The following is a 7,744-nucleotide window of genomic DNA, read 5'->3' as shown; positions in this document are numbered from 1 at the left end:
GGGCGCGCCGACGCGTCCGGGGGATGGGGGGGCGTCGTCGAATCGATCTCGGCTGGGCTCTGACACCCCTCGATGCTAACGGCACCGACCTCGGTATCCGCTGCCCGACGCCTCAGCGCGTGGCGGGACGATCGTTCAGCCGACGAACCCGGGGGTGCGGGAGGCGCGCTGGAACGATCGTGCGTCTCTGATGCGGCGCAGTCGACGCACCAGCATGGGGTCGTATTCCAACGCCGCCTCCGACTCGATCAGGCGGCCGAGGAGCTGGTAGTAGCGAGCCGCGCTCATGCCCAGCTGGGCGCGGATGATCTCCTCTTTGGCACCGCTGTGCCGCGGCCACGCGATCTCCAGCGCGAGGATGGCGCGATCCCGCTCGGTCAGCTCTCCCAGCATGTGACCAGGTTAGGTCGCCGAGGCCGATGCGCCCGCGCGCCACTCCCACCATCTGCCGAGTGGGTCGGCTGCCGCGCGGACCCGACCGTCGAGTGCCACCGCGAAACCCGGCCAGCTGTCGGCATCGAGCTGCGATGCCCACACGTCGAGCAGCGCGGGCGGATCGATGGTGACCCAGCGCGCGTCCAGTCGGCGGATGCGCTCGACCAGAGCGTTGCGCGCCTCTCTCGGGATGTGCACGAGGACTCCGGGCGTCGTCACCACGAGCGTGGCGTCGGACGGCGCCTCCGCGGCGAGCGCATCGATGTGCGCGAGCGCGTCGCCGGCGACGAGGTGCGGCGGATCGGCCGCCGCGATGTCGAGAGCCGCCGTCACCCGCTGCTCCCGCCCCTCTTCCCCCGGCCACACCAGGCCCTGCAGCCACCGACGGTCGCGCTCGTCAGCCGCATCGACAGGCGCGAGGTCGATCCCTGCCCGCCAGACGACCTCGGGCATCCGCACTGCAGGCATCTCGCCGTCGACCCGGCTCTCGAGCACGACGCTCGACCGCCCGCCGACGGGGTCGAGCTCGCGGCGGATCGCGCCGTGCGCGTCCACGAAGCGATAGGAGTACCGGTCGGGGTACAGGCAGAGTCCCGCCGACGCCCCGACCTCGAGCAGCGCGATCGGCCCCTCGATCTCGCTCAGAACCGGAAGCAGCGGAGCGAGTCGCAGCGGCTCGTTCGTCTGCAGCCGACGCCCGGAGCATTCGTCGACGATCTCGTCGGCGTGCGCGAGGACGAAGTCGCGCCAGCCTGCGAAGCCGACGAGGCCCGCACCCAGCATGCGCGTCACGGCGAACACGAGCGGAGGCTGTCTGCGGTTCTCGGGGATCCTCGCGAGTATGCGCTGCACATCGTGGTCTGCGGCGACGCCGGAGGCCCACTCGACGTACAGGTCGCTGCGGCCGGGCGCCTCGTGCTCGGCGAAGCGCGCGAAGCGCAGCTGCACGTCATCCGTCATGCATCCATTCTCTCGTGACGCCGCCCGCCTCTGAACGCGAGAGAATGGAGCAGACCCCAGGAGGACCGATGTCGTACAGCGTGGACAAGACCGAAGAAGAGTGGCGGGCAGAGCTCGGCGAGGAGCAGTACGCCGTGCTGCGGCAGGCGGCGACCGAGCGCGCCTGGACGGGCGAGCTGCTCGACGAGGAGCGCGCGGGCCTCTACACATGCGGCGCGTGCAGCGCCGAGCTGTTCAAGAGCGGCACCAAGTTCGATTCCGGATGCGGCTGGCCGAGCTTCTACGAGTCGATCAGGCCAGACGCCGTGGAGCTGATCGAGGACACCACCCTCGGGATGGTGCGCACAGAGGTGCGCTGTGCGAACTGCGGCTCGCATCTGGGCCACGTGTTCCCCGACGGGTTCGGCACTCCCACCGGCGACCGGTACTGCATGAACTCGCTCGCCATGAACTTCACTCCCGACCAGTCGTGAGTGCGCTCGAGGCCGTCCGCGCCCGCCAGTCCTGGTCGAAGGTCACCGACGACGCTCCCTCGCGTGAGGAGCTGCTGACGCTCGTGTCGGCCGCCGGCCGGGTCGCCGACCATTCGTCGTTGCGGCCGTGGCGGCTGATCGAGCTGCGCGGATCCGATCGGGAGATGCTGGGCGCCGCGATCGCGAAGGCCGAGGGCGACAAGTCCCCCTCGTCCAAGCCCCTGCGTGCCCCGCTGCTGATCGCGGTCGTCGCAAGCTATCGCAAGAGCGAGAAGGTGCCTCGCTGGGAGCAGGAGGCCGTCGCCTCGGGCGTCGCCCACATGCTCAGCCTGCTGCTCGACGAGGCCGGCTTCGGCGTGCTGTGGCGAACCGGCCACTACACGCGGTCGAAGGCTGTCGCCAAGGCCCACGGCATCGGCAAGAACGAGGAGCTCCTCGGGTGGCTCTACGTCGGCGGCAAGCCGGCAGGCAAGAGGCCTGGGCGCCGCAAGCCCGTCGACGCCCGCGCGCTCGTCACGCGCATGCCGAAGCCGAAGAAGAAGTAGGTCAGCGTCTGCGCCGTGGCAGCGCGACGACGACCGATGCCACGGCGACGACGACCATCCCGACGATCTGCCACAGGGCGGGGCCCGACGCCGCCGGCCACACCAGGTCGATGACGACCGACGTCGTGAGCTGCCCGAGCACCGATCCGAGGCCCATCAGGAGCACTCCGGTGTGCGCCACGATGAACGCTCCGAGCAGGATGTAGGCCGAGCCGAGGAAGCCGCCGAGATAGAGCCACGGTTCGGCAGGAGGCGCATCGGGCATGCCTCGCACTGCGACGCTGATGCCGGCGGCCGCGATCAGGGCGAGCGTTCCGGCGATGAAGCTCATGAGGGTGGCGGCGATCGGCGAGCGCACCCGTTGCGCGAGTCGCCCGTTGGTGGCCGCCTGCCAGGCTATGCCGACGCCCGCGGCGAACGGCAGGAGCAGCATCCACAACGGGGCGGTGGCGAGCACATCGCCGCTGAGCGAGATGCCGACGGCCGCGAGCGCGAGGGCGCCGCCGATCACGCGCCCGGGAGTGACCGCGACCACGCCGGCCGGTCCGAATCCGATGCGGTCGAGCACGAGACCGTGCAGCGTCTGCCCCGCCACGACTCCGACCGTGAACAGCGAGACGCCGAGAACGCCCGCTGTGATGCCCTGGGTCGACACGGTCAGAGCGCCGCAGGCGCCGCCGAGCAGCATCCAGAACGGGATCTCGCGGTCACGGATGCCCTCGCGCAGCCGACCGACTCCGCGGCGAGCAGAGGGGATGCAGGCGATCACGACGGTCAGAGCCGCGAGGCCCACCGCGAACGAGATGAGTCCCGCGACGATGCCGTTGTCGACCGCGATTCCCAGGACTCCGTTGATGCGCGCCTGGATGGCCGTCATGACGCCGATCGCCACCGCTCCCCCGAGTGCGACCGGTGCAGAGAGTCGGCGCGCCTGGGTCACCTGTCGACCCTAGCCGAGCACGAGTCCGTGTCCGGGAGCGCGGCGCGGATGTCTGCGGCGCGGATGTCGGTGGCCGGGCGTACCCTGGCGGCATGTGCGCGAGTTATGGACTTGATCCGCGGTTCACCGACACCGAGCTTCTGGCTGCCGCCGACGAGGCGGTGCTCGACGGACTCCGGGGCTGGGCGGAGGACAACGCGCGCGAGACCGTGCGCCCCACCGGCAAGAACCTGCGCAACCTCAACCCGATCATCGTTCAGCCCGAGACCGCCCCGACGCTGGAGCCCGCCTGGTGGGGGTTCCTGGTCGGCGGCGAGCCGTCGAAGTTCCCCTCGATCAACACACGCTCCGAGCGCCTGCAAGACCGCCCCGGCGGCCTGAAGAGCAGGGCGCTCGTGCCCGCGACGAGCTGGTACGAGATGAAGAAGCCCGAACGCGTGTGGCACGAGTTCCTCGTCGACGACGGAGCGCTCTTCGGCATGGCGGCGGTCACCCAGCGCGGCCGCACCGCCGACGGGCAGTCGTTCACCTGCTACTCGATCGTCATGCGACCGGCGCCGGAGCACCTGGCGGGGATCCACGATCGCATGCCGCTGCTCATTCCCGCCGCGTCGAGCGAGGACTGGCTCACCGCCGAACCCGGCAGAGAGATCATCGACGAGGCGCTGCTGGCCGCGGCCGCCCTCGACGAGCGCGTGCAGGCGGCGCCCCGCACAGACGACAAGGGCGCGGACAGGCTGTTCTGATCCATGCGCCCGACACACCTGATCGCCCTCGCCACCGCCCGCGCCGACGAGCTGCCCGGCGCCGAGCGAGAGAACCCGTTCGGCCCGGAGTGGGACGTCTACAAGGTGCGTGGGAGGGTCTTCCTGCTGGTGCCCCTGGACGGCACCGGACGCGTCACACTCAAGTCGCATCCTGAGGACTCCGTCGCACTGCGCGAGACCTTCGCAGACATCGTGCCGGGCTATCACATGAACAAGAAGCACTGGATCACGCTGTTGCCGGGCCGCTCGCTCGAGGACGATCTGGTGACCGAACTCGTTACGGAGTCGTACCGGCTGGTGGTCGAGAAGCTGCCTCGAGCTCAGCGACCGGTCGACCCCCAGCTCTTCGGGCGGCCGACTCCCTGAACCGGACATCGGCATCCGCGGCATCCCCCGACAGGAGGACCCCGGCACGAGCGTGAACGGTACTCGGGGAGGACGCGCGCGATGACCCCGCGTCGGTAGCGTCGAAGCATGATCACAGCAGAAGGCCTCACGAAGAGATTCGGCGACAAGACCGCCGTCCAGGACGTGTCGTTCACGGTGCAGCCGGGAACCGTCACGGGATTCCTCGGTCCGAACGGCGCAGGCAAGTCGACCACGATGCGCATGATCGTGGGCCTTGACCGGCCGACGTCCGGCACCGCCACCGTCGCGGGTCGCGAGTACCGCAAGCTCCGCGCACCGCTCACCGAAGTGGGCGTGCTGCTCGACGCGAAGGCCGTGCACACCGGTCGCACCGCCCGCAACCATCTGCGCGCGATGGCGGCGACCCACGGCATCCCCGCCTCACGGGTCGACGAGGTGATCGACCTCGCCGGCATCGCGCCCGTCGCTCGCAAGCGGGCGGGCAAGTTCTCGCTCGGCATGGGGCAGCGTCTCGGTATCGCCTCCGCGCTGCTCGGCGACCCCCACACGCTGATCCTCGACGAGCCGGTGAACGGTCTCGACCCCGAGGGTGTGCGGTGGGTGCGCCAGTTCGTGCGGCACGCGGCGTCCGAGGGACGCACCGTCCTGCTCTCCAGCCACCTGATGAGCGAGATGGCGCAGACCGCCGATCACGTGATCGTCATGGGCCGCGGTCGAGTTCTCGCCGATGCCCCGATCGACGAGCTCGTGCGCGCCTGGACCACCAACACGGTGCGCGTGCGCACCCCTCGCCCGGCAGATCTCGTCAGCGCGGTGGGCGGCCCGTCCGTCGAGGTCGTGAGCTCGGCCCCCGATCTGCTCGACATCGTCGGGCTTCCCGCGTCGCGCATCGGCGATCTCGCCGCACAGCACGGCATCCCGCTGCACGAGCTCACCCCGACCACGGGATCGCTCGAAGACGCCTACCTCGCCCTGACCGGCGACTCGGTCGAGTACCGGACGAAGGAGATCTCATGACCATCCAGGCCCCGCCCCTCACCCGGCAGCACGTCGACACCGGCCGGAATCTCACGTTCCTGCGCGCAGTGCGCGGCGAGTGGATCAAACTGTCCACTCTGCGGTCGACCTGGTGGTCGATCGGCATCGCCGCCGTCCTCACCGTCGGCATCGCCGTGCTCATCGCGCAGGCGATCGACATGCCGGGCTTCGACCCCATCCAGGCGGTCGTGATGCCGATCCAGTTCACGATGCTGCTCGCCGGCATCCTCGGAGCGATCTCGGTCACAGGCGAGTACTCGACGGGCATGATCCGCTCGACCCTCGCGGCCAACCCGAAGCGCGGCTCCGTGCTGGCCGCCCAGGCCGTCGTGATCGCTGTGTTCATGTTCGTGTCCTCGCTGGTGATCTTCGCGGCGGCAGCCGTCGCGGTCTCCGCCGTCGTCGCGCCGCGGGATCAGAGCATCGACTGGTCAGACCCCTCGGCGTCGATCCTTCCGATCGTCGTATCCTCCGTGGCCATGGCGGTGTTCGCTCTGATCGGCGTCGCGTTCGGGTTCATCCTGCGCTCCGGTGCCGGAGCGATCGCGGCGACCGTCGGTCTGCTCTTCGTCCTGCCGATCGTCGCCAGCTTCTTCACGATCGCCGGCGAGGCATGGGCGTGGCTCCTCGAGACAGCGAACTACCTGCCGGTCGCGGCGGCTCAGAGCGCGATCCTCCCGGAGGGTGCGGCCCTCGAAGGCCCCGTGGCCTACCTGACGCTGGCCGGCTGGGTCGCTGCGGGCATGCTCGCCGCATGGGCCGTGCTGCGCACCCGCGATGCATGATCCCGCGACGCGATGACCCGGCCGCGTAGAGTCGGCCGGTGAAGAGAACGCGCAGCCGCAGCACCCCCGTCCGCGAGGACGAGGGGCTGCGGCTGCCGCGTCCGCCCGGAGTCCTCCGCCGTTTCTGGTCGCGGCATCCGGTGGTCGCCGACGTTCTGATCGCGTTCTTCTGCCTGCTGCTGTCGCTGGTTCCGGCCGGCATCATCACGAGCGACCTGCCGATGCCGCTCGCCATCGGCGTGGCGATCCTCACTCCGGCATCCGTCGTCGCCGCCTGTGCCACGCTGCTGTGGCGGCGCAGGCGCCCGCTGGTGCCGTACGTCGCCGCGTTCGCTCTGGAAGCCGCATTCCTGTTCGCTCTACAGCCGATCGGTTCGCCGCTCCTGCTCGTCACCTGCTACTCGCTGGCGGTGTATCGATCGTCGCGCGCGGCGTGGACGGGGTTCGGCATCGGCCTCGGATCCCTCGCCGCATTCGGCGGCCTCCTCACCCTCGCGGGCGTCATCACCTTCCAGATCGCCGTCAACGCCGTGGTGATGTCGCTCGTGCTCGGGCTGATCGGCACCCTGATCGGCGTCAACGTCGGCGGGCGCAAGCGCTATCTGACGGCGGTGATCGATCGCTCTCGCCAGCTTCTCGTCGAGCGCGATCAGCAGGCGCAGCTCGCAGCGGCGGGTNNCACTCCCTCACGGTGATCGTGGCACTGTCGGAGGGAGCCGCGGCCACCCCCGACCAGGATCAGGCACGCGCCGCCGCCTCGTCGGCCGCGGAGACCGCCCGCAGCGCCCTCACCGAGATGCGCGCGATGCTCGGGGTGCTCCGCGCCGACGACTCGCCGCTGCCCCTCGCACCGCTCGAGCCGACGCCGCCTCAGGAGACGGTCGCGCATGCGCAACGCGCCGGCTACCCGGTTACGCTCTCGGTCGTCGGAGGCGCGCTGCTCTCGCCCTCGGTCGCACACGCCGTCGGCCGCATCGTGCAGGAGGGCGTCACGAACGCGATGCGGCACGCTCCCGCCGCATCCTCGATCGCGGTCCGCGTGGTCCACACGGCCGACGCGGTCACGGTCGAGATCCTCAACGACGGCGCCGACGCGACCGTCGGCACGGCGGGATACGGCCTACGAGGGTTGGCCGAGCGGGCGGCTCACGCGGGCGGGACCATCATCTCGGAACCGGTCGGCGGGGGCAGATGGATGCTCCGCGCAGAGCTTCCCATGACCCCGCCCGAGCCCGCAGACCACGAATCGAAGGAACGCACATGACCGAGCCGATCTCGCTCCTCCTGGTCGACGATCAGGAGCTCATCCGATTCGGATTCCGGATGGTGCTCGAAGCCGAAGACGACCTGGTCGTGATCGGCGAGGCGGCCGACGGCCACGCCGCGATCGCGCAGGCCGCGGCCCTCCGGCCGGCTCCCGTGCCCCTGGCCA

10 protein-coding genes are annotated in these 7,744 nt (G+C 70.4%); 7 read left to right on the top strand and 3 right to left on the bottom strand.

What is annotated here, in order from left to right; genetic code table 11:
* Positions 1-135: 135 nt before the first annotated feature.
* Positions 136-393: a DUF3263 domain-containing protein gene (locus J7E68_RS13145; RefSeq protein WP_215173283.1), complete on the bottom strand. Its 258-nt coding sequence runs from the start codon at positions 391-393 to the stop codon at positions 136-138.
* A 9-nt stretch (positions 394-402) separates the two neighbouring features.
* A complete protein-coding gene (locus tag J7E68_RS13140; protein WP_215173281.1) occupies positions 403-1,395 on the bottom strand; it encodes a DUF2332 domain-containing protein in 993 nt (330 codons plus the stop codon).
* A gap of 68 nt (positions 1,396-1,463) precedes the next feature.
* On the opposite strand from J7E68_RS13140, the gene msrB reads away from it, so the two are divergent.
* Both msrB and J7E68_RS13130 read left to right on the top strand, forming a co-directional pair.
* On the top strand, positions 1,464-1,868 hold the full coding sequence (gene msrB, locus J7E68_RS13135) for a peptide-methionine (R)-S-oxide reductase MsrB (RefSeq protein WP_215173279.1): 405 nt from the start codon (positions 1,464-1,466) through the stop codon (positions 1,866-1,868).
* Positions 1,865-2,413 (top strand): nitroreductase family protein, encoded by a 549-nt coding sequence (locus J7E68_RS13130; RefSeq protein ID WP_215173271.1) that lies wholly within the window; start codon positions 1,865-1,867, stop codon positions 2,411-2,413. The genes msrB and J7E68_RS13130 overlap by 4 nt, the downstream gene beginning before the upstream one ends.
* 1 nt (position 2,414) lies before the next feature.
* Here J7E68_RS13130 and J7E68_RS13125 read toward each other — a convergent pair whose 3' ends face one another.
* Positions 2,415-3,353: a DMT family transporter gene (locus J7E68_RS13125; protein ID WP_311416887.1), complete on the bottom strand. Its 939-nt coding sequence runs from the start codon at positions 3,351-3,353 to the stop codon at positions 2,415-2,417.
* A gap of 92 nt (positions 3,354-3,445) precedes the next feature.
* Here J7E68_RS13125 and J7E68_RS13120 point away from each other — a divergent pair, with 92 nt between their 5' ends.
* The 5 genes from J7E68_RS13120 (at position 3,446) to J7E68_RS19845 (ending at position 7,576) form a co-directional block, all read left to right on the top strand.
* Positions 3,446-4,099 carry an SOS response-associated peptidase family protein gene (locus tag J7E68_RS13120; RefSeq protein WP_215173269.1) on the top strand — a complete coding sequence of 218 codons (654 nt, stop codon included), beginning with the start codon at positions 3,446-3,448 and terminating at the stop codon, positions 4,097-4,099.
* A gap of 3 nt (positions 4,100-4,102) precedes the next feature.
* Positions 4,103-4,486 carry an MmcQ/YjbR family DNA-binding protein gene (locus tag J7E68_RS13115; RefSeq protein WP_215173267.1) on the top strand — a complete coding sequence of 128 codons (384 nt, stop codon included), beginning with the start codon at positions 4,103-4,105 and terminating at the stop codon, positions 4,484-4,486.
* Between the two features lie 108 nt (positions 4,487-4,594).
* Entirely contained in the window at positions 4,595-5,506 is a 912-nt protein-coding gene (locus J7E68_RS13110) for an ABC transporter ATP-binding protein (protein ID WP_215173265.1), read from the top strand.
* Positions 5,503-6,312 (top strand): ABC transporter permease, encoded by an 810-nt coding sequence (locus J7E68_RS13105; RefSeq protein WP_215173256.1) that lies wholly within the window; start codon positions 5,503-5,505, stop codon positions 6,310-6,312. The genes J7E68_RS13110 and J7E68_RS13105 overlap by 4 nt, the downstream gene beginning before the upstream one ends.
* 697 nt (positions 6,313-7,009) lie before the next feature.
* On the top strand, positions 7,010-7,576 hold the full coding sequence (locus J7E68_RS19845) for a hypothetical protein (RefSeq protein ID WP_311416883.1): 567 nt from the start codon (positions 7,010-7,012) through the stop codon (positions 7,574-7,576).
* Positions 7,577-7,744: the final 168 nt, after the last annotated feature.

The organism is Microbacterium sp. ISL-103, assembly GCF_018613995.1.
GTDB lineage: Bacteria > Actinomycetota > Actinomycetes > Actinomycetales > Microbacteriaceae > Microbacterium.
The sequence above is the reverse complement of the archived record's forward strand: the minus strand, read 5'-3'. Positions and strand labels throughout refer to the sequence as shown.